General features: G+C 75.8%; 16 protein-coding genes. 8 read left to right on the top strand and 8 right to left on the bottom strand.

Annotated features, from left to right (window positions below):
- Positions 1-116: 116 nt before the first annotated feature.
- The 6 genes from H7X46_RS28830 to H7X46_RS28805 all read right to left on the bottom strand — a co-directional run bounded on the left by H7X46_RS28830 (position 117) and on the right by H7X46_RS28805 (position 6553).
- Positions 117-1184, bottom strand: coding sequence for an alpha/beta fold hydrolase (locus tag H7X46_RS28830; RefSeq protein WP_370589038.1), 1068 nt, complete (start codon positions 1182-1184; stop codon positions 117-119).
- 89 nt (positions 1185-1273) lie between these two features.
- Positions 1274-2899 (bottom strand): phosphatidylserine/phosphatidylglycerophosphate/cardiolipin synthase family protein, encoded by a 1626-nt coding sequence (locus H7X46_RS28825; RefSeq protein ID WP_186362331.1) that lies wholly within the window; start codon positions 2897-2899, stop codon positions 1274-1276.
- A 29-nt stretch (positions 2900-2928) separates the two neighbouring features.
- The gene (locus tag H7X46_RS28820; protein ID WP_186362330.1) at positions 2929-4110 is read right to left on the bottom strand and encodes a S8 family peptidase; all 1182 of its coding nucleotides are present in this window, start codon (positions 4108-4110) and stop codon (positions 2929-2931) included.
- Between the two features lie 96 nt (positions 4111-4206).
- A complete protein-coding gene (locus H7X46_RS28815; protein WP_186362329.1) occupies positions 4207-5298 on the bottom strand; it encodes a sulfate/molybdate ABC transporter ATP-binding protein in 1092 nt (363 codons plus the stop codon).
- Positions 5295-6068: an ABC transporter permease gene (locus H7X46_RS28810; protein ID WP_186362993.1), complete on the bottom strand. Its 774-nt coding sequence runs from the start codon at positions 6066-6068 to the stop codon at positions 5295-5297. Before H7X46_RS28810 ends, H7X46_RS28815 begins: the two co-directional genes overlap by 4 nt.
- Before the next feature lie 80 nt (positions 6069-6148).
- Positions 6149-6553, bottom strand: a complete 405-nt coding sequence (locus H7X46_RS28805) for a helix-turn-helix transcriptional regulator (protein ID WP_186362328.1) — start codon at positions 6551-6553, stop codon at positions 6149-6151.
- A 237-nt stretch (positions 6554-6790) separates the two neighbouring features.
- Here H7X46_RS28805 and moaA point away from each other — a divergent pair, with 237 nt between their 5' ends.
- Complete coding sequence (gene moaA, locus H7X46_RS28800; RefSeq protein ID WP_186362327.1) at positions 6791-7879, top strand: GTP 3',8-cyclase MoaA; 1089 nt, start codon at positions 6791-6793, stop codon at positions 7877-7879.
- Entirely contained in the window at positions 7876-8157 is a 282-nt protein-coding gene (locus H7X46_RS28795; RefSeq protein ID WP_186362326.1) for a MoaD/ThiS family protein, read from the top strand. Before moaA ends, H7X46_RS28795 begins: the two co-directional genes overlap by 4 nt.
- Before the next feature lie 8 nt (positions 8158-8165).
- Here H7X46_RS28795 and H7X46_RS28790 read toward each other — a convergent pair whose 3' ends face one another.
- A complete protein-coding gene (locus H7X46_RS28790) occupies positions 8166-11051 on the bottom strand; it encodes an Hsp70 family protein (RefSeq protein ID WP_186362325.1) in 2886 nt (961 codons plus the stop codon).
- Between the two features lie 162 nt (positions 11052-11213).
- Here H7X46_RS28790 and H7X46_RS28785 point away from each other — a divergent pair, with 162 nt between their 5' ends.
- From H7X46_RS28785 to H7X46_RS31045, 4 genes are read left to right on the top strand one after another with little or no spacing between them, the layout of a single operon-like run.
- Positions 11214-11831 carry a sensor histidine kinase gene (locus H7X46_RS28785; RefSeq protein ID WP_186362324.1) on the top strand — a complete coding sequence of 206 codons (618 nt, stop codon included), beginning with the start codon at positions 11214-11216 and terminating at the stop codon, positions 11829-11831.
- A complete protein-coding gene (locus H7X46_RS28780) occupies positions 11822-12484 on the top strand; it encodes a response regulator transcription factor (RefSeq protein WP_186362323.1) in 663 nt (220 codons plus the stop codon). The genes H7X46_RS28785 and H7X46_RS28780 overlap by 10 nt, the downstream gene beginning before the upstream one ends.
- Positions 12485-12543: 59 nt before the next feature.
- Positions 12544-13872 carry a hypothetical protein gene (locus H7X46_RS28775; protein ID WP_186362322.1) on the top strand — a complete coding sequence of 443 codons (1329 nt, stop codon included), beginning with the start codon at positions 12544-12546 and terminating at the stop codon, positions 13870-13872.
- The gene (locus H7X46_RS31045; RefSeq protein ID WP_186362321.1) at positions 13869-16538 is read left to right on the top strand and encodes an ATP-binding protein; all 2670 of its coding nucleotides are present in this window, start codon (positions 13869-13871) and stop codon (positions 16536-16538) included. The genes H7X46_RS28775 and H7X46_RS31045 overlap by 4 nt, the downstream gene beginning before the upstream one ends.
- Here H7X46_RS31045 and sbnA read toward each other — a convergent pair.
- Positions 16490-17467, bottom strand: a complete 978-nt coding sequence (gene sbnA, locus H7X46_RS28765) for a 2,3-diaminopropionate biosynthesis protein SbnA (protein WP_186362320.1) — start codon at positions 17465-17467, stop codon at positions 16490-16492. The two genes, H7X46_RS31045 and sbnA, sit on opposite strands and share 49 nt — an antisense overlap.
- Before the next feature lie 194 nt (positions 17468-17661).
- On the opposite strand from sbnA, the gene H7X46_RS28760 reads away from it, so the two are divergent.
- Both H7X46_RS28760 and H7X46_RS28755 read left to right on the top strand, forming a co-directional pair.
- Positions 17662-22107, top strand: a complete 4446-nt coding sequence (locus H7X46_RS28760) for a Pls/PosA family non-ribosomal peptide synthetase (protein ID WP_186362319.1) — start codon at positions 17662-17664, stop codon at positions 22105-22107.
- 227 nt (positions 22108-22334) lie between these two features.
- A complete protein-coding gene (locus H7X46_RS28755) occupies positions 22335-25649 on the top strand; it encodes an amino acid adenylation domain-containing protein (RefSeq protein WP_186362318.1) in 3315 nt (1104 codons plus the stop codon).
- Positions 25650-25654 lie beyond the last annotated feature (5 nt).

The raw sequence follows: 25654 nt of genomic DNA, 5'->3' as shown, positions 1-25654 counted from the left end.
CCACCACAGTGTGGGCGGATGTCAAGCGCCCGGGTGTCCCAGGACCGGACACATCCGGGCGACGTGGGACCGGCGGCGCGGCGGCGTACTCGACCCCGCCGCCGCGCCGCCGGGGCTCATACCTCGGTGCCGAGGAGCTCGCGGAGATGCCGGTCGACCTGCGGCAGGTAGTCCGGGTTCACGGAGAACAGCCCGAGGTGGCCGAGCATGTCCTTCACCACCCGCAGCTCGCTGCCGGGGACGAGCTTCTGCTCGGCCTCACAGTCCCGGACCGGGAAGAACATGTCCTCGTCGATCGGCATGACGTAGGTCTTCGCGGTGACGCGGCCGAGTGCCTCCTCCAGCGAGCCGCCGGTGTGCCGGCTGACGTCGCCGCGCTGCCACTTCCACGCCATGCACAGCAGGTCGTTCGGGTCCATCGCGGTGAAGTACGGCTCCAGGAAACCCTCCAGGAAGGCCTCCTTGCTCTCGAACTCCAGTGCCCGCCAGGCCTCCTGCTTCCAGAACTCCGTCGAGAACCCCATCACCGCCCAGATGCCGGCGTGGCGCCTGAGCCCGTCGACCACGTCGGCGTTCGAGGCGTACTCGCCGTCCTTGAAGCCCGGGTCGGACGTGATCGCCTCGTTCAGGGCCTTCGTGAACAGGAAGTCGTGCGGCGTGTTCCGTGCGGTACCGGCGATCGGGGCGGCCCGCCTGACCTTGTCCGGGAACCGGACCATCCACTCGTAGGTCTGCTGGGCGCCCATCGAGCCGCCGACCACGAGCTCCAACGTGTCGATGCCGAAGTGCTCGCGCAGCAGCCGCTCCTGGGCCACGACGTCGTCGCCGATGCGCACGTGCGGGAAGCGCGACATCGCGATGCCGGCGTTGCCACCGGACGCGTTGTGCGGTGACGTCGACAGTCCGCTGCCGATCTGGTCGACCACGACGATGAAGTACGTCTCCGGGTCCAGGGCGTGCCCGGGGCCGATGTAGGCGTCGCGCCAGATCTGGTGGGTTCCCGAGTACCACGTCGTCACCAGGATCGCGTTGTCCCTGTCGGGGGACGGCGTGCCGAACGTGGCGACGGCGAGGTGGCACTCGGGGATCACACCGCCGTCCTCCAGGTCGAGCCGCCCGATGTTCACCAGGTCGTAGTCGCCGTGGAACTCGTGGGAGTAGTACGGGTTGTCGATCGCAGTCACGTCGTGCTCCTCGTCGCCGGGCTCGTGTCGGCGACGAGGGTGACCCACGTCCCACCGCGCGGGATGTCCGAAATCGAGTCAGCCGCCGGTCACGAGAGCGCGCGCGCGGCGCGCGCGCCGGACTCCGCGACCCGGGCCGCACCCCGCGCCGCACCCCGCGCGGCCCGCCGCAGCGGTTTCGGTGCCGGCTCCGGCCACGGCCCGACCGGCACGAGCACGCGCTCGGCCGGGTCGAAGCCGGCCGGGTAGCCGGCCATCCGCCACGTCCCGGCCGGCGCGTCCGGCGGGAGCCACTCCGGCCGCCACATCCCCAGCGCCAGGTCCAGGTCCTCGAGGTGCGGCCGCAGCTCGTCGGTCACGGCGGTGCGCAGGTGCTCGGCCCAGAGCCGTACCCGCAGGTCGCGGACCTGGTCGCCGGTGGTCACGAGCGCGGTGTTCAGCTCGCTGTCGGTGCCGCGCATGGAGCGGGAGAAGAAGTTGGCCGACCCGACGGCGGCGAACACGTCGTCGACCAGCATCAGCTTGGTGTGCACCGTGAGGTCCTCGATCCGGTGCATGATCACGTTGCCACGGTTGGCCGGCTCCAGCTGGTCGATCACCCCGCGCTGGACGTCGCCGGTGACCCGGCGCCGGAACTTGTTGACCCCGGCCTCGGCCGGGTCCTTCCGGCCCGAGCACACGAGCACGATCTTCACGCCGCGGGCGGCGGCATCGCGGAGCAGGCCGTAGAGGCGGTACCGGCGGCGCCCGCCGGGGACCTCGTAGAAGTACTGGTCCTCCAGGTAGACGTAGTGCCGCGCGGCGCGGATCGCGGTGGCGAGCGTGTGGAAGACCTCGTGGACGCCGTGCCGCGGCAGCACGTCCCAGTGCCGCCGGTACAGCATCCCGAAGTGGTCGATCTTCCAGGGCCGGAACGACCGCAGGACCTGCACCGCGGTGCCGGGCGCGGGCCGCGGCGGGGCCGGCGGCGCGGGCGGGAGGGTGTGCGGGAACGGCTCGGGGTTCATCTCCACCCAGTGCACGGGCGTCACCATGAAGCGGCGGGGCGGCAGGGTCGCGGCCTCGATCCAGCGGGCCCGGTAGACCTCCCACACCCGGGCGGCCGCGGGTCCGCGGAGCCGGACGGCGCCGTCGTGCCAGCCCCACCGCTCGTCGCCGATCGAGAGCCGGTCGTGCGGCTCGGCGTCGTACCGGTCGGCCGACAGGTCCAGGCCGCCGACGAACGCGGTCAGGTCCCTTCCCACGTGGGCGAGCACGATCTTCTGGTGGTGGCAGCCGATCCCGGGCCCGGACCAGTCCAGCAGCACCCGCCCGCGCAGCACGGGGCGGCGCCGCAGCTCGAGGGCGGCGAACGCGTTGGCCCGGAACGGCCCGATCGCCACGCCCGGCACCGAGCCGGAGAACAGTGCCGCCGTCAGCAGCACCCGGACGTCCACGCCGGCGTCCACGAGCCGGGCGAGCCGGTCGGCGAGCGGCTCGTAGCCGTCGTCTCCGGGCCCGGCGCCGGTGAGGTCCATGCCGGGTTCGAGGTTCAGCCCGGTGATCAGGACCGAGTCGCCCGGCCCGGCCCGGTCGAACAGCGCACGCAGCTCCGCGAAGTAGCCGACGCCGTCGATGATCGGGTGCCACTCGGTGTCCTCGGTGAAGGTGGGACAGTCCGGGCTGCCGGGGACGAGATACCGGGAGGCGAGGTCGTCCAGTGATCGTCCGGGCATGGCCGGACGGTAGCGGCCGGACCCGGGGCTCACAGCCCGCCGGTCTGCAGCAGCCGGTTCGCCGTGCCGCCGGTGGATCCGCCGCCGACCTTGCCGGTGACGGCGCGGTCGACGATCCACTGCTTCACCGTGCGCGACGGCTGGTCGCCGCGGGCCTGCTTGTAGAGCGCCGCGACCCCCGCCGCGAACGGCGCCGCCATCGACGTGCCGCTGTAGGACGCCGTGCCCCCGCCCGGCACCGGGGCCACGATCCGGGAGCCGGGGGCGTAGAGCGACACGCAGGGCCCGGTCGAGGAGTTCGACGCCCGCCGGTCCTCGATCGTGGAGTTCGCGACCACCAGCACGTCCGGGATCGCCCGGGGCAGCGCGGCGCAGTCGTCACCGCCGGTGTTGCCGGCCGAGGACGCCGCGAAGACACCCCCGTCGATCATCCGCTGGACGGCCTGGCGCAGCATCGGCGAGTTCCCGTAGCTCCAGGACATGACCGCGGCCGACGGGCCCCGCTTGTGCTGCACCACCCAGTCGATCCCGGCCATCAGCGAGGACAGGGTGCCGGTCCCGTGGCAGTCCAGCACCTTGACCGCGCGGACGTTCGCCCCGGGCGCGACGCCGTAGTCCCGCGCCGCGGCGATCCCGGCGACGACGGTGCCGTGGCCGTCGCAGTCCTCGTTGCGCTGGTCGATGGTGTTGGCCACCAGCTGGGCCCGGCCGCCGAACTGGGGGTGGCCCGCGTCCACCCCGGTGTCCAGCACGTACACGTCGACGCCGGCCCCGTTCGCACGGTGCCGGTACTGCCCGTCCAGCGGCAGGTCGGGCTGGTCGATCCGGTCGAGGCCCCAGTTCCCGGGGGCCTGCTCGGCCCGGCCTGCCGGAGCGTCCTGGTGCACGGCACCGGGATCGAGCCGGGTGATGGTCCGGTCCTCCTCGACCCCGACGACGCCGGGCCGTTCCCGCAGCTTCGCGGCCTGGGCCGGGTCGAGCTCGGCGGCGAACCCGTGCACGACGCTGTTGAAGGTGACCGTCGGCCGGGCGCCCACCGCCTCGGCGGCGGCCCGGGTCTGGTCGGCCGTCGCCGTGTGGACCAGGTAGCCGGTCGGCGCTCCCGGAGCCGACCCGGCCGCGGCGGCGGTGGGCGCAAGGGGAGCACCGAGCGTCAGGGCAAGTGCACCGACGGTGACCGCCACGGCGGCGCGGGAACGGAGGAGGTTCACGGAACGCGACGGTATGCGGCCGTGACGGATGGGGCGAGAGACACGATGGTGGCTCGGGTGATGCCTGTGACCGGAGTGGGTGACGGTGCGTTGGGATCAGGTGTGACGGCCGTGGATCGCGACCTCGGTCGCCTTCACCGCGAACCACACCTCGTGCCCGGGTTCCAGGGCCAGGTCGGCGACGGCCGCGGGGGTCACGTCGGCGGCGAGCCCGTCGACCCACCCCGGACCGTCCCCGGGGGCCGCGGCCCGCACCCGGACGGTGTCACCGCGCGGCTCCAGCGCCGCCACCCGGACGCGGAACACGTTCCGGGGGCTGCCCTGCGGGCGGGCCGCGTGCACCGAGACCGCCGACGGCGGGAACACCGCCACCGCCGGCTCACCGTCGGCGACCTCGACCGCGTGCCCGTGCAGGCCGACGCCGTCCGCGGTGCGCAGCCCGGTGGCGTCCGCGGAGCCGGGGACGAGGTCGAGGCCGGCGATCCGGGCCGAGAACGCGCTGCGCGGCCGGGCCAGCACCTCCCGGGCGGGGCCGTGCTCGACGATCCGGCCGCGGTCGAGCACGACCACCCGGTCGGCGAGCACGAGCGCGTCCAGCGCGTCGTGGGTGACCAGCAGCGCGGTCTGCTTCGCGTCCGCGATCACCCGGCGGAGCAGGCTGCGCATGGCGGGGGCGGCGTCGACGTCCAGCGCGGCGAGCGGCTCGTCGAGCAGCAGCAGCCCGGGCTGCGGGGCGAGGGCCCGGGCCAGGGCGACCCGCTGCTGCTGCCCGCCGGAGAGCTGTGCCGGCCGGCGCCCGGCGAGCCCGGCGACGCCGACGTCGCCGAGCAGACCGCGGGCGCGCTCCTCGGCCGCGGCCCGCGGCACGCCGTGCGCCCGCGGGCCGAACGCCACGTTGGCCAGCGCGGACAGGTGCGGGAACAGCAGCGGTTCCTGGGCGAGCAGCCCGACACCGCGCCGGTGGGCGGGCACGAACGTGCCGTCCGCGGTGTCGAGGAGGGTGCGCCCGCCGACCCGGACGCGCCCGGAGTCCGGACGGAGCAGGCCGGACAGGATCCCGAGCAGCGTCGACTTCCCGGCCCCGTTCGGCCCGAGGACGGCGACGACCTCGCCCTGCGCGACGGACAGCTCCAGATCGAGTGCGAACCCGTCCCGGTCGAGGCGCGCGGCGAGCTCGACGCCGGTCATCCGCGGCCGTCCACGCCGCGCGGCCGCCCGACCACGATCACGACCAGCGACACCACGACGAGCAGCAGCGACAGCGCGACGGCGCCGGCGACGTCGGTCTCGCCCTGCAGGTACACCAGCAGCGGCAGGGTCCGGGTGGTGCCCTCCAGGCTGCCGGCGAACGCGATCGTCGCGCCGAACTCGCCCATGCACCGGGCGAACGCCAGCACCAGCCCGGACGCCAGCCCCGGCAGCACGAGCGGCAGCGTCACCCGGCGGAACGCCAGGCCCGGCGAGGCGCCCAGCGTGGCCGCGGTCGCCTCGTAGCGCTCCCCCGCCGTCCGCAGCGCCCCCTCCAGGGAGACGACCAGGAACGGCATCGCGACGAACGTCTGGGCCAGCACCACGGCGGCCGTGGTGAACGGGACGAAGATCCCGAACGCGGCGTCGAGGCCCTGCCCGGCGAGCCCGTTCGCCCCGAGCAGGAACAGCAGGGCCAGGCCCCCGACGACCGGGGGCAGCACGAGCGGCAGCAGCACGACCGAGCGGACGGCGCGCAGCAGCCGCGGCAGCCGGTCGATCCGGCCCCGGGCGAGCACGACCGCGAGCGGGCCGCCGAACAGCAGGCACAGCACGGTGGAGACCGCCGCCGTGAGCAGCGACAGCCGCAGCGCCGCGAGCGCCGCGTCGCTGGTCAGCAGGCGGGGCATGGCCGCCCAGTCGGCCTCCCACAGCAGGCCGGCCACCGGCAGCGCGATCACCAGGAAGCCGATCCCGGCCGGGACCCACATCCAGGCGGGCAGGCCGACGGCGGTGCCGTGCCGGTCGGCGGCGCCGTCCCGGCCGGCCGGTCGCGCGGGCGCCGGGCTCGTCACAGATGGCCGCCCGGGGTCTCCACCACGACGTTCGTCGACTTGATCACCGCCACCGCGAGCGCGCCGGGTTCCAGGCCGAGGTCGCGCACGGCCTCGCTGCTCATCAGCGAGACCACGCGGTGCGGCCCGCACTGCATCTCGACCTGGGCCATCACGGTGTCGGTGACGACCGAGGTGACCAGCCCGACCATCCGGTTCCGGGCCGACCGCTGCACGCCGGAGGGGTCCGGCGGCGCGGACGCGTGCTCGCGGGCGAACTCGGCGAGCGCGGCCCCGTCGATGACCTTGCGGTTCGACGCGTCGGCCCGCACCGGCAGCGTCCCCGCGTCCACCCACCGGCGGACGGTGTCGTCGCTGACGCCGAGCAGTCGCGCGGCCTCGGAGATCCTGAAGTGCGGCACGACCTGGATACTAGGTTCGCGCCTGCGGCAGTGCCACGGTGGCTGCCACGCAGATCCCGGCGGCACCCCGTACCCCGCCGTGCGACCCGGGCGATCGCGTCATCGGACTAGTAACAGAGTGACTAGTTCCGCATCTGCGCACGGATGCCCCGACCGCGACCGCGCCTGCGGATCATGCCTCTGAGCTGGGAAAATCCGTCCTGGCCGGGCACGCGGGACGCGGTTAGCCTCGCGAGCATGACCACCGAGCTCGGCCTGCCGACCCTGCGCGGCGCGCCCTCGCGGGCCCCGGGCCGGCCCGACGACACACGCCTCGTCGACGGGTTCGGCCGCGTGGCGACGGACCTGCGGATCTCGCTGACCGACCGCTGCAACCTGCGCTGCACCTACTGCATGCCCGCCGAGGGCCTGGACTGGATGCCACGCGACGAGCAGCTCACCGACGCCGAGCTGAACCGGCTCATCGCGCTCGCGGTGCGCGAGTTCGGCATCTCCGAGCTGCGGTTCACCGGCGGCGAGCCGCTGCTGCGCAAGGGCCTGGAGAACGTGCTGTCCGCGGCCGCGGCCCTGGAACCGCGCCCGGACATCTCGCTCACCACGAACGGCATCGGGCTGGCGCGGCGCGCCGACGCGCTCGCGGCGGCCGGGGTGAACCGGCTCAACGTGTCGATGGACACCCTGCGCGCGGAGCGGTTCGCCGAGATCACCCGACGGGACCGGCTGCAGGACGTCCTCGACGGGCTCGCCGCCGCGCACGCCGCGGGCCTGCGCCCGGTGAAGATCAACACGGTCCTCCTGCGCGGCGTGAACGACGACGAGGCCCCGGACCTGCTCGAGTTCGCCCTGGAGCACGGCTACCAGCTGCGGTTCATCGAGCAGATGCCGCTGGACGCCCAGCACGGGTGGCGCCGCAGCGAGATGATCACCGCCGGGGAGATCCTGGAGCGGCTCGAGGAGCGGTTCGTGCTCACGGAGTCCGACGAGGACCGGGGCGGCGCGCCGGCGGAGAAGTTCCTGGTCGAGAGAAGGCTTGACGGAACGAACATCGGCACAGCCGGGCCGGAGGTCGTGGGCGTGATCGCCTCGGTGACCCGCCCGTTCTGCGGCTCCTGCGACCGCACCCGCCTCACCGCCGACGGCCAGGTCCGCACCTGCCTGTTCGCCACCGGCGAGACCGACCTGCGGGCGATGCTGCGCGGCGGCGCCACCGACGCGGAGATCGCCGACACCTGGCGCGCCGCCATGTGGGGCAAGAAGGCAGGCCACGGCATCGACGACCCCGGATTCCTGCAGCCCGCGCGCCCCATGAGCGCAATCGGAGGATGAACCCCGTGCCGACCACCGTCACCACCCGCACGCTGACCGTGCGCTACTTCGCCGCCGCCAAGGCCGCCGCCGGCACCCCCGAGGAGACCGTCGAGCTCCCGGACGGCGCGTCCGTCGCCGACGCGGTCGCCGCGGTCCGCGACGCGCACGGCACCGAGCTGGGCCGCGTGCTGGAGCGCTGCAGCTTCCTGCTCGACGAGGTGGCGGTGCGGGACCGCGCCGCCGCGCTCGGCGGGGCCCGCACCCTCGACGTGCTGCCCCCCTTCGCCGGCGGCTGACGTCCCGCTCAGCCCGCGATGTCGAGCATCGTCAGGGTCCCGTCCTTGAGGTTGGTGACGTAGGCCTGCTCGCCGTTCGGCAGCACCGCGACGCTGGTCGGGCCGTTGCCCACGGGCAGCGTCGCCGTGACGGCGAAGGTGTCGGCGCTGATCACCGAGACGGTGTTGTCGGTGACGTTCGCGGTGTAGACGAACCGGCCGTCCGGCGACCAGGCGATGGCCTGCGGGTTCCGCCCGACCGGCACCGTGGCGACGACCTCGTTCGTGCCGGTGTCGCTGAACGACACCGACGCGGCGTCGTAGTTGACGTTGGCGACCAGCGGGCGGGACGGGTTGACCGCGACGCTGTGCGGGCTCTTCTGGACCGGGATCTGCGCGACGACCTGGTCGTTCGCCGTGTCCAGCACGGTGATCAGGTTCGACTCGTGGTTCGCGGTGTAGAATCGGGAGCCGTCCGGGGACATCGCGACCCAGTGCGGGTTGGGCGCCACCCGGATCTCGCTGGTCACCTGGTTCGTCGACGTGTCGATCACCGAGACGGTGCCGGAGTCGTGGTTGGGCACGTAGACCTTGGACCCGTCGGGGGTGACGGCGAGCGCGAACGGCCGGGTCTGCACCGGCACCGTCGCGACCACCGAGTTCGTGGTGGTGTCGAGGACCGCGACCGCGGCGATCGTCCGCGCCTCGTTGAAGACGCTGACGTAGACGTGCCTGCCGTCCGGGGCGAACGCCACGTACTGGGGCGGGCCGGCCGGGACCGCGATCGTGGCGGTGATCTTGTTGACCGAGGTGTCGATCACGGTGACGACGCCCGCCGCCCGGTTGGCCACGTACACGAGCCGGCCGTTCGGGGACACAGCGGCGAAGCCCGACGTCGGCCCGGCCGGGATGACCTCCCCGAGGGTCGGGATCGGGACCGCGACGGCGATCTCCTGCTCCGTCGGGGGCGCCTCGGGGGACCCGCCCGACTCCTCCGAGCTGCCCGAGCCGCCCGGCTGTTCGGGCTGGCCGGTCTGGGCACTGCTGTCTCCGAGGAGCAGGCCGTAGCCGCCGGTGCCGAGGTAGACCGCGCCCGCCGCGAGGGCGAGCACCGCGACGACCGCGACGGCCAGCAGCCGGCTCCGGCTGCGACGGCCGCCGTCCGGTGACGGCGGCGGGGTGCCGGCGCCGATGCCACCCGGCGGAGGAGCGTTCCCGGCCCCGCCGGGTCCCCCGGTTCCTCCGGGTGCGGCCGGAGGCTCCGCGGTCCCCGTACCGCCCCGGCCCGCGTTCGCGGGACCGGCCGCCCACGACGGACGGCCGGGCGCCCCGGACCCCGGCGCCGCCGGCCCGGACGTCCCGGATCCGGCGGCCCCGGGCGCGGCCCAGGCCGGCATGCCCGGCCCGGGACCGCCGGACGACCCGGCCCCCCGGGACGACGTGGCGGAGCCCGGCGGTGCGTCGGTGCCGGGCGGTGCGGCGCTCGCCGCCGGTCCGTGCGCGGCGAGCGCGCGGGTGGCCTCCGGGTCGGCGCCCCCGCCGTCCGGCACGGCGGACCCGGCGCCCACCGCGGCGGGCGGGCGTGGGGGCCCGGCCGAGGCGGGCGGGCGGGGCAGCCCACCGGCACCGGCCGCTCCACCGGGGCGCGGCAGCGCACCGGCCGCGGCCGCGGGCTCGGCCGTCCCCGGCGGCCGGGGCAGGACACCCGCGGCGGGAGCCTTCCCGGGCGGCCGGGGCAGACCGCCCGCGGCGGGAGCCGGCTCGGCGGGCCGCGGCAGGCCCGTCCCGGCGGCGTGGCCGTTCGTGGCCGGTGCCCCGGCCGCTGCCGGGGCCGTGCCCGCCTCGCCGCGGGCCAGCTCGGCGGCGCCGAGTGCGACCGCGTACTTGGGGTGGGTGTCGACCACGATCGGACGCCCCAGCTCTTCGGAGAGCATCCGGGCGACCAGCGGGATCCGCGAGGAGCCGCCGACCAGCAGCACCGCGCTGAGGTCGTCCGGCGTGACCCGGGCCGACTGCAGGGTGCGGGTGAGCGCCCCGATCGTCGACTCGATCTGGGCGCGGATCATGTTCTCGAACTCGGTCAGGGTGAGCCGGACGTCGAAGTGCCGCTGTGGCAGGAACACCGGGATCGTCGTCTCGGTGTCGATCGAGAGGGCCTCCTTGGCCAGCACGCAGTCCTGGCGGAGCCGGGCCATCGCCACCGAGGTCTGCAGGTCGCCCAGATCGAGCTCGGTCAGGGCACCACCGGCCTGGTAGTTGACGTAGGACAGGATCGCCTCGTCGAAGTCCACGCCGCCGAGCCGCTCGATGCCCTCCGGGGTGCCGAGGATCTCGATGCCGTCGGCCTGCTTGCGCAGCACGGTCGCGTCGAACGTCCCGCCGCCGAGGTCGTACACGGCGACCGTGTCGCCCTCGCCGAGCCGGCGCGACGCCGCGTAGTGCGCGGCCGCCGCCTCGGGTTCGGTGACCGCGCGCTGCACCGCGATGCGCCCGTCGGTGAGCCCGGCGGCCTCCGGCACCTCGTCGAACAGCTCGCGCCGGTACGGGCCCCAGTTCGCGGGATGGGTGAGCACGAGGCGCTCCGGGGGCTCCCCCTCGGTGTCGGTCACCCGGGCGACGACGTCGCGCAGCACGGCCCCGAGCAGCATCGAGACCGGGTACGCCGACCCGCTGAGGATCACCGGCGTGGGGTCGCCGAGACGCCGCTTGAACTCCCGGCACACCCGGTCGGGATTGCTCACGGCCCGCCGGACCGCGGCGTCGCCGGTGACCAGCTCGCCGTCCTCGCGGGCGTACACGGCCGCCGGGGACACGACGCTCCGGTCCCCGAGGGTGAACATCTCGACCTGCGAGGCGTGCGCGACCGCGGCGGCGACGAAGGTCGTGCCCAGATCGACGCCCAGGCTGTAGGCCACCGACCCACCTCCACATCTCGGTGATGTCGTGACCCTCGCCACAGTAGCCGCGGTGTTACACGCTCATGCCACGACTTTTTCCTGCGCACAAGGGGGCTGTCCCTACGTCCGGGTGGGGCCCGCACGCTTCCTCCACCCGCGCGAGGGCGGCACGATCGACCGATGACGGTCGATCCGGTGTGGCGGGGCGCGGACGCGGTCCCCCCGTCACCGGACGGCCGCGCCGCCGGCTGGCCGCAGTGGTCGCACCGGCGGGCGCTGGAGCGCAGGTTGCACGACGGTGCCGCGCTGCGCATCTCGGCCCTCGCGCTGCGGCTCGGCCTCGTCCGGTGCCGGCTCCCCGACGACGACGCCGAGCTGCACGAGGCCGTCGACGACGTCCAGGACGAGCTGCACGCCGTGCTCCAGGAGCTGCGCGGGATCGCCGCCGAGCTCTACCCGCCCCTGCTCGACGAGGCCGGGCTGGGGCCGGCGCTGCGCGAGGAGACCGGCCGCCGCGGCGTCCCCGCCACGATCGACGTCCCGGACGAGCGGTTCGGTCCGGCGGCCGAGGGCGCCGCCTACTTCGCCGTGGTCGCCGGGCTGGGCCGCCCGGCCGGGCGGATCACGCTGACCGCCCGCCGGGACCGCGGCGACCTGCTGCTCCGGATGGACGGCGCCGACGTGGCGCACGCGAGCCACTTCCGGGACGGCGCCGGGCCGCTCGGCGGGTCGGTCGTGGTCACCGCGGGCAGCACACCGGACACGACGACGATCACTGCGAGGTTCCCGTGCGGGTAGCCCTGGCCGAGGACGGCGCGCTGTTCCGGGAAGGCCTGCTGATGCTGTTGCGGGCGGCCGGGCACGAGGTCGTCGGCTGCGCGGCCGGCGGGGACGAGCTGGTCGCGATCCTGACCCGGGAACGCGCCGACGTCGCGATCCTCGACATCCGGATGCCGCCGGAGCCGGACGGCGGGCTGGTCACCGCCGAACGGCTGCGCGCGCTCCACCCGCAGATGGGCCTGCTGTTCCTGTCGCACTACGCCGAGTCGCACTACCTGATGCGGATCCTCGCCATCGGCACCGACGCGATCGGCTACCGGCTCAAGGAGAAGGTGGGCAGCGTCGAGGTCCTCACCGACACCCTCGACCGGATCCGGGACGGCGAGATCGTGATCGAGCCGGTGCTGGCCAAGCGGCTGGTCGAGCGGCCGCGCGGGGACCGGCGGGACGCGCTGCGCGGGCTCACCGAGCGGGAGCTCGACGTGCTGCGGCTGATGGCGGAGGGCCGGTCGAACACCGGGATCGCCGCCCAGCTCTACGTGACGCCCAAGGCCGTCGAGAAGCACATCGCGAACATCTTCGGCAAGCTCGGGCTGACCGCCGAGGCCGGTGAGCAGCACCGGCGGGTGCTGGCGGTGCTGACCTACCTCCGCTCGCAGGACGGCGGCTGACCCGGGCCGGGCGGTGGCGCTAGCGTTGCGCTGCTCGGATCCGGGAGCGGGTGGTGGAGATGGGTCGGGCACTGGCTGCGCGGATCGTCCGCCCGCTGGCCGTCGCGGCCGGCGTGCTCGCCGTGTTCGTGCTGCTCGTCGGGGTCGCCGGCGGGTGGGCGGGCCCGGTCGCGGTCCTGCTGCCGTTCGCGGCCGCCGCCGTGGGCGCGCTGGGCACGGTCGCCGCCCTGCCCCGGCTCGACCGGTGGGCCCGGCGGCTGGACCCGCACCGCGCCGGCACGCCGTACTCGGTGCTCGCCCGGGCCGGCGCCCGGATCCGGGCCGGGAGCCTGCCGGCCGCCCTGCCGGGGCTGGCCGAGGTCGTCGCCGAGGGCACCGGGGCGGCGCGGGCCGTGGTGTGGTTGGCCGTCGAGGACCGGCTGGTCGCGGCCGCCGTCCACCCGCCCGGTGACACCGGCGGCACCGACGGCGCCGGGGAGCTCTCCGTGCCGGGCCTGGCGGTGCTGCTCGCCCGGCCGGACACCGACCACGTCGTGCCGGTGCTCGACGGGGACCAGCTGCGGGCCGCGCTCGCGATCGGCATGGGCGGCGCCGCGGTGACCGCGGACGACCGCAGGCTCCTGCAGGACCTCGCGAACGGGGCCGGCGCGTTGCTGCGCGAGGTGCAGCACGGGATCGAGCTGGAGCGGCGCGTCCGCCGGGCCGACGAGCTGGCCGACGAGCTGCAGCGGTCCCGCGAGCGGCTCGGCCGGGCCCGCGACGTCGAGCGTCGCCGGCTGGTCGGGGAGCTCTCGCACGCCACCGCGGGCCGCCTGGTCGCCCTGCGGGACGGGCTGCGGGGTGCCCGCGACGAGCTGGCCGCCGGGGCGCCGCCCGGCGAGGTCCGGGCCGGCCTGGCCCGGACCCGGGCCGGCCTGGAGGAGCTGCTGGAGCGGTTCCGTGCGATCGCCCGCGGGGTCTACCCGTCGGTGCTGCGCGACCAGGGTCCGGCTGCCGCGCTGGAGGAGCTGATCGCCGACCTCCCCCGGCCGGTGCGGCTGGAGCCGGCCGTGGACCGGCGCCTCGACTGGGAGATCGAGTCGGGGGTCTACTACCTGGCCGCGTCGGCGCTGCAGCACCTCGCGGCCCGGGCCGAGGGCCCGGAGCTGCTGGTGCGGCTGGCGCACGGTGCGGGCCGGCTGTCGGTCCGGGTCGAGGACCCCGATCCCGGCGCCGACGCCGGGGCGCTGCGGGAAGCGCTCGCGATCGACGCCGAACGGCTGGACGCCCTCGGCGGCATCGTCGAGCTCACCGGCACCGGCACCGGCCCGGTCGCGGTGGACGGCTGGCTCCCGGAACGGCTCGAGCCGCTGGTCGAGCCGGTGACGGCCGGGAGGGTGGGACCGTGACCGGGGCGCAGGCCGTGCCGCCACCCGGGCCGCCGCCCGAGCCGATGCTGCAGGCGGTGCTCGACCACGCCTGCAGCGGGCTGGGCCTGGTGCTCGCCGTCGTGCTGTGGCAGGCCGGTGGCCGCTCGCTGCGGCTGCTGGCGGTCGCGTCGGCGGCCGCGGCCGGCGCGTTCCACCTGCAGGCCGGGGCGGCGGCCGCGGCCCTGGACGCGGCGACCGGCTTCGGAGCCGGGACGGTGCTGCGGCTCGGGCTGGTCGCCGTGGCGTGCGCGACCGCCGCCGGCGGGCTGGTGCTGTTCCCGGCCCCCGGACCGGGCCGGTGGGGCGGGGCCGGCCGGGTGGCCGCGGCGGCGGGGGCCGCGGCCGTCGTGGCCGGGGTGGCCGCCACCGCCGTGGCCGGGACGGCGGCCGGCGCCGTCCTGTCCGCCGGGTTCCTGCTGCCGGGGGCCGGGCTGGTCGCGCTGTGGTCGCGGCTGCGGGGCGGCGTCACCGGCGGGCCGCGGGCGCGGATCCGGCTGCTGCTCTGCGCGCTGGCGGCGACCGTGGTGATCGCGACCGTGCTGGCGCTGATCACGGTCCTGCTCGTCGCCCTCGGCATTCCCGGCCTGACGCTCGGCGACCCGGCCGGGCCCCCGATCGCGCTGCCGTTCTGGTTCGCCCGGGCGGCCTGGATCGCCGTCGCCGCGGCGGCGCTGGTCACCGCCGGCACCGGGCCCCGGGCGCAGGCGGCCGAGCGGCTGTTCGGCCGCGGGCTGGCGGTGACGCTGGTGGCGGCCCTCGCCGGTGGCGCCGTCTGCGCCCTGCACGCGCTGCTGACCGCCGCCGGGATGGGGCCGGTGGCGGCGTCCGCCGTGGCCGGGCTCCCGGTGGCCGCCGGGTTCCTCCCGCTGTACCTGCGGGTGGAGCGGGGGGTGGACCGCCTGCTGTACGGCGCGCGGCCGTCCCCGTACAGCGTGCTGGCGGGGGTCACCGCGCTGTCCCGGGCTTCGACGGCGGAGGGGCCCGACCTCGCCCGGGTGGCCGAGGGGGTCGGCCGGGCGCTGGGCGCGAGCGTCTGCCGGCTGACCGTGTACCGGCCCGGGTTGCGGGACCGCACGTACGCCTGGCCGGCGGAGCGGGCCGCACCGGTGGACGGCGCCGCGCTGGTGCGGGTCGCGGTCCGGCAGGGCGACGAGGAGCTCGGCGAGCTCGCCGTCGACCGCGAGGCCGCGGAGGGGCTGCTGGGCGAGTGGCGCACCCTGCTGCCGGACATCGCCGCCGGGCTCGGCGTGGTGCTGCACGCGAACCGCTCGGCCATCGAGCTGGAACGCCAGCTGCGGGCGGCGCTGGCCCACGGGGAGCGGATCGCGGCGGCCCGGCGGGACGCCGTCGCCCGGATGGACGCCGAGCGGCGCCGGATCGAGCGGGACCTGCACGACGGCGCCCAGCACCACCTCGTCACCCTCGGGCTCAGCCTCGGCCTGGTGGAGCACCTGGTCTCCGCCGGGGAACGGGAGCAGGCCCGGGCCCGCCTCGACGGGCTGCTCGAGCAGGTCGACGTGACCGAGTCGGTGCTGGGCGACACGGTCGGCGGGGTCTCGTCGGCGGTGCTGGCCGGGCAGGGCCTCGTCGCGGTGCTGCGCGACACCCTGTCCGGGTCCGACCCGCCGGTGACGATCGAGCACGACGGTGTCCCGGCCGACCGGCGCTACCCGGACGAGATCGCGGACACCGCGTACTTCTGCTGCCTGGAGGCCGTCAACAACGCCCGCAAGCACGCCGGCGGCGCGCCGGTGACGGTCCGCATCAGCGAGCAGGACGGGACGCTGCGGATGGCGGTCCGCGACGAGGGCCCCGGCTTCGACCCCGACCCGGGCCCGGGCACGCCCGCGACCCGGGGGCGCGGGCTGCGGAACCTCACCGTGCGGTTGGTGGCCGTCGGCGGGACGGTCGCGGTCCGCTCCGCGCCCGGAGCCGGGACAACCGTGCTGTGGTCGCTCCCGCTGCCCGCCGGCTGGGAGCCGGCCGAGCCCGCCCCGCCCGCGCCGGAGGCGGAGCCGGGACCGGCCGGGGTCCGCGGCCAGGTCCGCCGGCTGCTCCGGGACGGCGCCGAGGCCTACGCCGGCACCGCGCACGCGGCCGCGCTCGCCGCCGCCGCCGCGTGGCTCGACCGGATCCCGCCCGGCGCCGAGAGCGACGGGCTGCGCGCGGCCCGGTCGGCGCTGGGGACCCTCGACGAGGTCCTGCGGGTGGCCCGGCCGGTGCCGCGGGCGGCCGAGCGGCTCCGCTACCGCGCCGAGCGCCTGCGGGCCGAGGCGCACGAGCTCGTCGAGTTCGAGCTCGCCGAGTCACTGGGACGTTCGGGGGCGGCGGGGGCGGCACTGCCGGGTGACCTGCGGGAGGCCGCCGAGCGGCTGCTCGGCCGGCACGGGTCCGGGCCGCGGGCCCGGCTCGGGCTGCCCGAGGACGCCGGTCCCGAGGACGTGTGCCGGGCCGCCGAGCACGAGCTGGCGCGGTGGCGGCACCTGGCCGCGCACCCGGCGGCGACCCGCGCCGTGCGCGACGCGGCGCCGGTGCTGGTCCGGACCTGCGAGCGGCTGCTCGCCGGCCGGACCGGACGCACCGGCGCCGGGACGGATCACGCTGCGGCCAGGACCGGCTCGCCGGCGAGGACGTCGTCGCCGTAGAGGTCCTCGACCCAGTGCTGCTGGTAGATGGTGTCCATGTAGCGCTCGCCGAAGTCGGGGGCCAGCGCGACGCAGGTCATGCCGGGCGTGCCGTGCTCGGCCAGCCAGGCGGTCGCGCCGCTGACGACGGTGCCGGTGGAGCCGCCGAACAGGAAGCCGGTGCGGGCCAGCTGGTGGCAGGTCCGGACGGTGTCGGCCTCCTCGACCAGGACGACGTCGTCGACGTAGGACTCGTCGAGCTGCGGCGGGCGCTCGCCGCTGCCCAGGCCGGGGATCATCCGGCGGGACGCGGGACCGCCGAAGGTCACCGAGCCGACGCTGTCGACGGCCACGATGCGGACGTCCGGGTTCGTCTCCCGGAAGTACCGGGCGATGCCCATCAGCGTGCCGCAGGTGCCGGCGCCCACGAAGATCACGTCGACCTGCGGGAACTCGCGGGCGATCGCCGGCCCGGTGGTGGCGTAGTGCGCCTTCCAGGCGTTCGGGTTCTCGTACTGGTTCAGCCAGACGAAGCGCTCGTCGGAGGCGCACAGCTCGCGGACGTGGTTCTTGCGGGCGCCGAGCAGGCCGCCCTCGGGGTCCGGCTCGGTGATCACGTGCACCTCGGCGCCGAAGGACTCCATCAGCCGGCGGGTCGCCAGGTTGCAGCGGGAGTCGGTGACGCACACGAACCGGTAGCCGCGGTTGGCGGCGATCATGCTGAGCGCGACGCCGAGGTTGCCGGACGACGACTCGACCAGGAACGAACCCGGCCGCAGGATCCCGTCCCGCTCGGCGGCCTCGACCATCGCCGTGGCGGCCTTCAGCTTGACCGAGCCTGCGAAGTTGAAGCCCTCGCACTTGAGGTACAGCTCGTGGCCGACGGTCGCGCGGAGGTCGACGTACAGGTCGTCCTGGTTGAACTGCTGGGGACCGGTGATGATCGACATTGGGACCGCCTCTTTCGCTCGGTGCGACTGAGGACAACGGTCGTCCCCGGCGGCCTCCGGCTCGATCGTGTGCACACCCGGTTCCGCGGTGGCCGCCCCCGTTCCGGAGTAGGGACAGCCCCCGGGTGCCGGCACCGGCCCGCGGGGGGCCCGCACGGCTTCCCGGCCGGCCGTCCGCAGCGGATGCTCGTCCCATGCCCGCACCGACCGTCCCCGGCCTGCCCGTCGTCAGAACTGGCTATTCCACCCCCGCCGGGGCCGCGCGGGCGTTGACCACCCCGCCGGCCGGTGCCAGCCTTCCCACCTGCGCCGACGGCGGGGAGGGGCCGGTCGGCGCCCGTCCGTGCTCCGGAGGAGGCCAGGTGCCGCTGCGTTCCGGATCCTCGACGCCGGACACCGCGGTGCCCGTCTCCGACCTGGTGCTGGTCGACCGGGACCAGCCCCAGGGCCGCCGGGTCCGCCGCGACGAGCGGCTGGACCACCTGTTCGAGCAGCGGTGCGACTGGATCCGCCGCTACGGCCGCACCGACCGGCTGGCCGTCGACTCCCCCGAGCTCTCCCTCACCTACGACGAGCTCGACACCCGCGCCAACCGCCTGGCCCGGTACCTGCGGCTGCGCGGGGTGCGCCCCGGGGACCGGGTGGCGCTGCTCATCGACGTCCCGGCGCACGCGTACGTCGCGATGCTGGCCGTCCTCAAGATCGGTGCCACCTACGTCGCGCTGGACGTCACCTCCCCCACCGGGCGGCTGGTGTACATCGTGGAGGACGCCAGGGCGCGCACCGTGCTGTCCCTGTCGCACCTGGCCCGCCGGGTGGAGCAGATCGACCTGCTCACCGCGACCGGCGCCGAGCTGGTGCACCTCGACGCGGTCGCGCCGCTGGTCGACGAGCTGGACGGGCGCCGGTTGATCGACGCCGAGCGGGGTGCCGGGGACAACCCGCTGGCCTACATCAGCTACGCGTCGGTGTCCGGGCGCCCCGAGGGCGTCGCGATCGACCACCCGAGCATCTGCAACTTCGTCAAGGTCGCCGCCGAGACCTACCGGATCCGGCCCGAGGACCGCGTCTACCAGGGCATGGCGCTGGCGTTCGACTTCGCGGTCGAGGAGATCTGGGTCCCGTGGGTCAGCGGGGCCACGCTCGTGCCGCGGCCCCCCGGCCCCGGCCTGCTGGGCCCGGCGCTGGCCGAGTTCGTGAACGCGCACCGGGTCACGGCGCTCTGCACGGTGCCCGAGGTGCTCGACACCCTCGACCCGGCCGGCCTGCCCGGGCTGCGGTTCCTGCTGGTCTGCGGCAAGGACGGCCGGCCGGACCAGCTGCGGCGCTGGTGCCGGCCGGGGCGGCGGTTCCTCAACGTGTACGGCCCCACCGAGGCCACCGTGACCGCCACCTGGTCGGAGGTGCGGCAGGTCGGGCCGGTCACGATCGGGATCCCGCTGCCGACGTACAGCACCGTGGTCCTCGACGTGTCCGACCCGTACCGCGCGCTGCCGCACGGCCGGGCCGGGGAGATCGGGATCGCCGGGATCGGGCTGGCCTGCGGCTACCTCAACCACGACGACCTCACCGAGCAGGTGTTCATCCGGGACTTCCTGGGGATCCCCGGCAACCCGTCGGGGCGGATCTACCGCACCGGTGACCTGGGGCGGGTGAACGCGAACGGCGAGCTCGAGTACCTGGGCCGGGTCGACGGGCGGGACCGCGAGCACGACCGGTACGGGCCGGGCACCGCGCTCGCCCCGCCGCCGGCCGCCGCGGTCACCACCCGGCTCCCCGCCGTCGTCCCGGCGCCCACGGCCGTCCCGGGCGGAACCGGAGGCACCGTCCCGGGCGGCACGGGGGCCACGGCCCCGGGTCGCACCGTCCCGGCCGGCGCAGCGCCCGCCGCGGCGGCCCCGAGCGGCCCGGCGGCGGCCCTGGCCGCGGTGCTGTCCGACGTCCTCGGCACGCCCGCCGGTCCGGACCAGCACTTCTTCGACGACCTCGGCGCCGACTCGATGACGATGGCCCGGTTCTGCGCGAAGCTGCGCGGGCGTGCGGACCTGCCGCCGGTGTCGATGAAGGACGTCTACCGCCACCCGACGGTGCGGGAGCTGGCCGGCGCGCTCGCCGATGACGGGTCCAGCCCGGCACAGCGGAGCCTGCTCGAGGCGCTGTCCGCGGTGCTCGGCGTCGAGGCCGGCCCGGACCAGCACTTCTTCGACGACCTCGGCGCCGACTCGATGACGATGGCCCGGTTCTGCGCGGCGCTGCGCAAGCGCCCGGACCTCCCGCCGGTGTCGATCAAGGACGTCTACCGGTACGGCACGATCCGGGAGCTGGCGACCGCGCTCGGCGTGGCCGGCTCCGGGACGCCGTCCGGCGCGGCCGGTACCGCCGGCCCCGGCGCGGTGGCCGAGGCCGCCCCCGTCCCGATGCCGGAGCCGGTCGGCACCCCGCGGCACGCGCTGTGCGGCGCCCTGCAGGCGCTCGCGTTCCTGCTCTACTCCGCGCTCCCGATGCTCGTGATGTACCGCGGGCTGGAGTGGGTGCTGGCCGGCAGCGGGTTGCTCGAGCTGTACCTGCGGTCGGTCGGGTTCTCCGGCGCGACGCTGCTGGTCCTGTGCGTGCTGCCGATCATCGCGAAGTGGGTGCTCGTCGGCCGCTGGCGGCCGGCCCAGATCCGGGTCTGGAGCATGGCCTACCTGCGGTTCTGGATCGTCCGCACGCTCGTCCGGTCCAACCCGCTGGCGCTGTTCGCCGGAACCCCGCTCTACCTGCTCTACCTGCGGGCACTGGGCGCGCGGGTCGGCCGGGACGTCACCGTGCTGTCGAAGCACGTGCCGGTGTGCACCGACCTCATCGCGATCGGCGACGGCACGGTGATCCGGAAGGACTCGTTCCTGTCCGGTTACCGCGCCTACGACGGCGTCATCCAGATCGGGCCGGTCACCCTGGGCAGCCAGGTGCTCGTCGGGGAGAAGACCGTGCTGGACATCGGCACGTCGATCGGCGACGGCGCCCAGCTCGGGCACACGTCGTCGTTGCACGCCGGGCAGGCGGTGCCGCCCGGGGCGCACTGGCACGGCTCGCCGGCCCAGCCGACCGGCACCGACTACCGCACCGTGCCGGAGCTCCCGGTCGCGCGGCTGCGCCGGGTCGTGTTCCCGGTCGTGCTGCTGCTGTTCCCGATCGCGGTGACGACGCCGCTGGTCCTGGTCGGGGCGATGCTGCTGCTGAACGCCGTCCCGCAGTTCGGCGCGCTGATCGACACCAGCACATCGGCGTTCACGAGCCTCGGGTTCTACGCCGAGGCGCTCGTCGGGTCGGCGCTGCTGTTCGCCGGTGGGTCGCTGGCCGGCCTGCTCGCCGTCGGAACCCTGCCCCGGCTGCTGCAGCCGCTGGTCCGGGCGGACCGGGTGTACCGGCTCTACGGGCTGCACCACTGGGCGCACCGGGTGATCGCCGGGTCGACCAACCGGAAGTTCTTCACCGAGCTGTTCGGGGACTCGTCCTACATCGTCGGCTACCTGCGCTGGATCGGGTACCGGCTCACCCCGGTGGTGCAGACCGGGTCGAACTTCGGGATGGCCGTCCAGCACGAGTCGCCGTACCTGAGCTCGGCCGGCCGGGGCACGGTCGTCGCCGACGGGCTGTCGCTGCTCAACGCCGACTACTCGGCGTCGGCGTTCCGGGTGTCGCAGGTGTCGATCGGCGCGGACAACTTCCTCGGCAACAACATCGCCTACCCGGCGCAGGGCCGCACCGGGGACAACTGCCTGCTCGCGACGAAGGTGATGGTCCCGATCGACGGGCCGGTCCGGTCCGGCGTCGGCCTGCTCGGCTCGCCCAGCTTCGAGATCCCCCGCTCGGTGGAGCGCGACACCGGCCTGGAGCTGCCGCCCGCCGAGCTGCGCCGCCGGCTGGCCTCGAAGAACGTGCACAATGCCGGCAGCATCGTGCTCCGGCTGCTGGTGCGCTGGCTGCACCTGGCCGGTGTGCTGATGCTGACCACCGGGGCGTTCGACCTGTCCCGGACCTACGGGGTGTGGGCGTTCCTGCCGGTGCCGGCCGCGATCCTGCTCTTCACGGTCGTCTTCTTCGTGCTCGTCGAGCGGGCCACCGAGCACCTGCAGACCCTCGCCCCGAACGGGTGCTCGATCTACGACCGCACGTTCTGGCGGCACGAGCGGGCCTGGAAGGTCCCCTCCGAGTCGTACTTCCCGGCCTTCGACGGCACCCCGTTCAAGTGCGTGCTGTGGCGGCTGCTGGGGGTGCGGATCGGCCGCCGGGTGTTCGACGACGGCTGCTTCCTCACCGAACGTTCCTTCACCGCCATCGGCGACGGCTGCACGCTCAACGCCGGGAGCATCGTCCAGTGCCACTCGCAGGAGGACGGCGCGTTCAAGTCCGACCGGACCGTGCTCGGCCCGGGCGTGACCCTCGGGGTGGCCGCGTTCGTGCATTACGGCGTGCACGTCGGTGACGGATCGGTGCTCGCCGCCGACTCCTTCCTCATGAAGGGCGAAGAGGTGCCGGCCTGGGCGCACTGGGGCGGCAACCCGGCGGGCGAGATCCGGTCGGACCGGTACGCGCCCACCGCCGTCACCGCGGCACCGCCACCGCCCGCACCGTCCCCGTTCGAGCGGGCCGCCTGATGGCCGCCCCGACCCACCCGTCCGGAGAGGACCACCCGATGACCGACCGGCCCGCACTCCCGACCCCGCCCGCATCGTCCGCCTCGCCCGGCCCGTCCCTGCCGGCCCCGCCCGCGACCGGCCCGGCACTCCCCACGCCACCCGCCTCGCCGGGCCCGGCGCTCCCGGCCCCGCCCGCCTCCCCGGGGCCCGCACTCCCGACGCCCCCCGCACCGTCCGGCCCCGCGATGCCGGCCGCACCGGGCCCGGCACTTTCCGCACCGCCCGCACCGGCGGGCACGCCGCCGCGCCCGGACCGGCCCGCTGGAACCCCGCCGCCGGCCCCACCGCACCCGGACCCCTCCGCGGCACCCGCACCGCCGAGCCCGGCTCCTGCGGCCCGGCCCGGCGCCGCGACCCGGATCCCCCGCTGGAGCACCGACCCGGCCCCCGGTACCGCGGTGCACGACGTCCCGCTGCCCGCCGGGTTCCCGGCCGGCCTGCCCGGCGGCGTCCCCGCCGAGGCGGCGCTGCTGGCTGCGCACGCCCGGGTGCTCGCGGCGCTGTCCGGGGAGCCGGAGGTCGTCACCGGGTACCGGCCCGCGCCGGGCGCGGAGCCGGTGCCCCGGCGGATCGACACCGGTGCCCCGTCCTGGCGGGCCGTCCTCGAGGCCGCGGCCCGGCCGTCGACGGTCCCGGACGACACCCCGTTCGAGACCCTGCTCGACCCGGCCGGGGACGGCGGCGAGCCCACCGGCGACCTCGTGCTGACCGTGGGCGCCGTCCGGGACGCCGGCCCGCCGGTGCTGCGGCTGCGGTACCGCACCGACGTGATCGACGCGGAGTGCGCGGCCCGGATCGGGGGCTACCACCTGGCGGCGCTCGACGCCGTGTCCGCCGAGCCGGACGCGGCACCCGGGCGGCGGCACCTGCTGTCCGCCGAGGAGCTGCACCACCAGCTGGAGGACCTCGACGGCCCCGACCGGGAGCTGCCCGACCTCCGGTTCCACGAGCTGTTCGAGCAGCGGGTGGCCGCGCACCCGGAGGCGGTCGCCGCCGAGCTCGGCGACACCCGGTGGACCTACCGCGAGCTCAACGCCCGGGCGAACCGGCTGGGCCGCGCGCTGCTGGACCGCGGGCTGGCCCCGGAGGACCCGGTCGCGGTGGTGACCGAGCGGAACCTGGACTGGATGGCGTCGGTGCTGGCCGTGTTCAAGGCCGGCGGCGCCTACCTGCCGATCGAGCCGCACTTCCCGCCCGAGCGGATCGCGACCACGCTGTCCCGCGCCGGGTGCCGGCTCGTCCTGACCGAACCGGCCAGCACCGCGAACCTGGACCGCGCGCTCGAGTCGCTCGGCGACGGCGCCCCCGGGACCTTGCTGGTCGACGCCCCGGAGCTCGACGCGCTGCCCGCCGACGACCTCGGCGTCGAGATCGGCCCGGACCGGCTCGCCTACCTGTACTTCACCTCCGGCTCGACCGGGGTGCCCAAGGGCGCGATGTGCGAGCACGCGGGCATGCTCAACCACCTTTTCGCCAAGATCGAGGACCTGGGGATCGGCGAGGGTCAGGCGGTCGCGCAGACCGCGCCGCAGTGCTTCGACATCTCGCTGTGGCAGCTGGTCGCCGCCCTGCTGGTCGGCGGGCGCACGGTGCTGATCGAGCAGGACCTCATCCTCGACGTCGCCCGCTACCTCGACCGGCTCGCCGACGCCCGGGTGAACGTCGTCCAGGTGGTGCCGTCGTACCTGGAGGTCGTGCTGTCCTCCCTGGACGCGCACCCGCGGGAGCTGCCGGACCTGCACACGGTGTCGACCACCGGGGAGGCGCTGAAGGCCGAGCTGGCGGCGCGCTGGTTCGCCGCCCGGCCCGGGGTCCGGCTCGCCAACGCCTACGGCCTGACCGAGACCTCGGACGACTTCACGCACGCCGTGCTGGACCGGCTGCCCGCGCACGGCCGGGTCCCGCTGGGCCGCCCGGTGCGCAACACCGCCGTCCGGGTCGTCGACGAGAACCTGGTCCCGGTCCCGCTCGGCGCGCCGGGCGAGATCGTCTGCTCCGGGGTGTGCGTCGGGCGCGGCTACATCGGGGACCCCGAACGCACCCGGCAGGCGTTCACCACCGACCCGTACCGGCCGCACCAGCGCCTGTACCGCAGCGGCGACCACGGCCGCTGGCTGCCCGACGGCACCCTGGAGTTCCTCGGCCGCCGGGACACCCAGGTCAAGATCCGCGGCTTCCGGATCGAGATCGGCGAGATCGAGAACACCCTCGCCCGGGTGCCCGGCGTGCGGGACGCGGCGGTCGTCGTCACCGAGGGGGCCGACGGCGGCAAGCACCTGGTCGCGTTCTACGCCGCGGGGCAGCCGATCGAGGACACGCTGCTGCGCGAGCGGCTCGCGGCGTCGCTGCCCGGCTACATGGTGCCCACCGCGTTCCACCACCGGGCCGCGCTCCCGCTCACCGCCAACAGCAAGATCGACACGAAGGCGCTGACCGCGCTCGCCGCGGAGCTCGCCGGCGACGGCCCCGCGGCCCCCGGCGAGGGGCACGAGCCGCCGACCGGCCCGACCGAGCAGCGGATCGCGGCCGTGTTCGCCCGGGTGCTCGAGCTGCCGGTCGAGCGGATCGACCGCCGGGACCACTTCTTCGACCTGGGCGGCACGTCGCTGTCCGCGGTCAAGGTGGTGATCGGGCTGGACCGGGTGGTGTCGCTGGCCGACGTGACCCGCCACCCCGTCCTCGCCGACCTGGCCGCCGTGGTCGACGGCCGGGTGGAGCCGCCTGCCGGGCTGCTGCTCCCGCTGCTCGACGACCCGGCCGCCACCGGCCTGCTGGTGTGCTTCCCCTACGCGGGCGGCAACGCGGTCACCTACCGGCCGATGGCCGCGGAGCTGCGCGGAAGCGGGCTCGCCGTGCACGCGGTGGAGCTGCCGGGCCACGAGCTCGACGCGGCCGAACCGCGCCCGTTCGCCCCGCTCGACGACGTCGTGGCGCAGGTGGCCGAGGAGATCACCGCGCTCGCCCCGGGCCGGGTCCTGCTGTGGGGGCACTCCGCGGGCTGCGCGTTCGCGCTGCGCACGGCCGCGGTGCTGGAGGAGCGCGGGACCGCCGTCGAGCGGGTGTTCCTGGCGGCGCAGCTGCCCCGGACACCCGAGAGCCGGCGCAACGACGTCGCGGCGCTCACCGGCCGGGACGACGCCGAGATCGCGGCCGGGCTCGGCGCCGAGGGCGGGCACCCGGAGCTCGACCGGCTGGACGCGCCCCGGGCCGCCCGGGTCGGTGCCGCGTTCCGGCACGACCACGCGACGGCGAACCTGCTGCTCGCCGACCTGCTCGACGACCCGCCGCAGGTGCGGCTGGCCGCGCCGGTGACCGTCGTCGTCGCCGCGGACGACCCCGGCACCGCCGGTTACCGGGTCCGCCACCGCGGGTGGCAGGCCCTGGCCGACCGGGTGGAGCTGCACGAGCTCCCCGACGGCGGCCACCACTTCCTGCGCACCCGGCCCGCCGCGGCGGCGCGGGCCGTGACCAGCTCCGTCGCCGTCACGACCTCGTCCTGAGAAGG

It is taken from the genome of Pseudonocardia sp. C8, assembly GCF_014267175.1.
Taxonomy (GTDB): domain Bacteria; phylum Actinomycetota; class Actinomycetes; order Mycobacteriales; family Pseudonocardiaceae; genus Pseudonocardia.
The sequence above is the reverse complement of the archived record's forward strand: the minus strand, read 5'-3'. Positions and strand labels throughout refer to the sequence as shown.

Coding starts and splice junctions, on each gene's coding strand:
- H7X46_RS28760 (WP_186362319.1), top strand. CDS start 17,662: ATGCCCGCACCGACCGTCCCCGGCCTGCCCGTCGTCAGAACTGGCTAT.
- moaA (WP_186362327.1), top strand. CDS start 6,791: ATGACCACCGAGCTCGGCCTGCCGACCCTGCGCGGCGCGCCCTCGCGG.
- H7X46_RS28775 (WP_186362322.1), top strand. CDS start 12,544: ATGGGTCGGGCACTGGCTGCGCGGATCGTCCGCCCGCTGGCCGTCGCG.
- sbnA (WP_186362320.1), bottom strand. CDS start 17,467: ATGTCGATCATCACCGGTCCCCAGCAGTTCAACCAGGACGACCTGTAC.
- H7X46_RS28815 (WP_186362329.1), bottom strand. CDS start 5,298: ATGACCGGCGTCGAGCTCGCCGCGCGCCTCGACCGGGACGGGTTCGCA.
- H7X46_RS28785 (WP_186362324.1), top strand. CDS start 11,214: ATGACGGTCGATCCGGTGTGGCGGGGCGCGGACGCGGTCCCCCCGTCA.
- H7X46_RS28795 (WP_186362326.1), top strand. CDS start 7,876: ATGAACCCCGTGCCGACCACCGTCACCACCCGCACGCTGACCGTGCGC.
- H7X46_RS28810 (WP_186362993.1), bottom strand. CDS start 6,068: ATGTGGGTCCCGGCCGGGATCGGCTTCCTGGTGATCGCGCTGCCGGTG.
- H7X46_RS28825 (WP_186362331.1), bottom strand. CDS start 2,899: ATGCCCGGACGATCACTGGACGACCTCGCCTCCCGGTATCTCGTCCCC.
- H7X46_RS28755 (WP_186362318.1), top strand. CDS start 22,335: ATGCCGGCCGCACCGGGCCCGGCACTTTCCGCACCGCCCGCACCGGCG.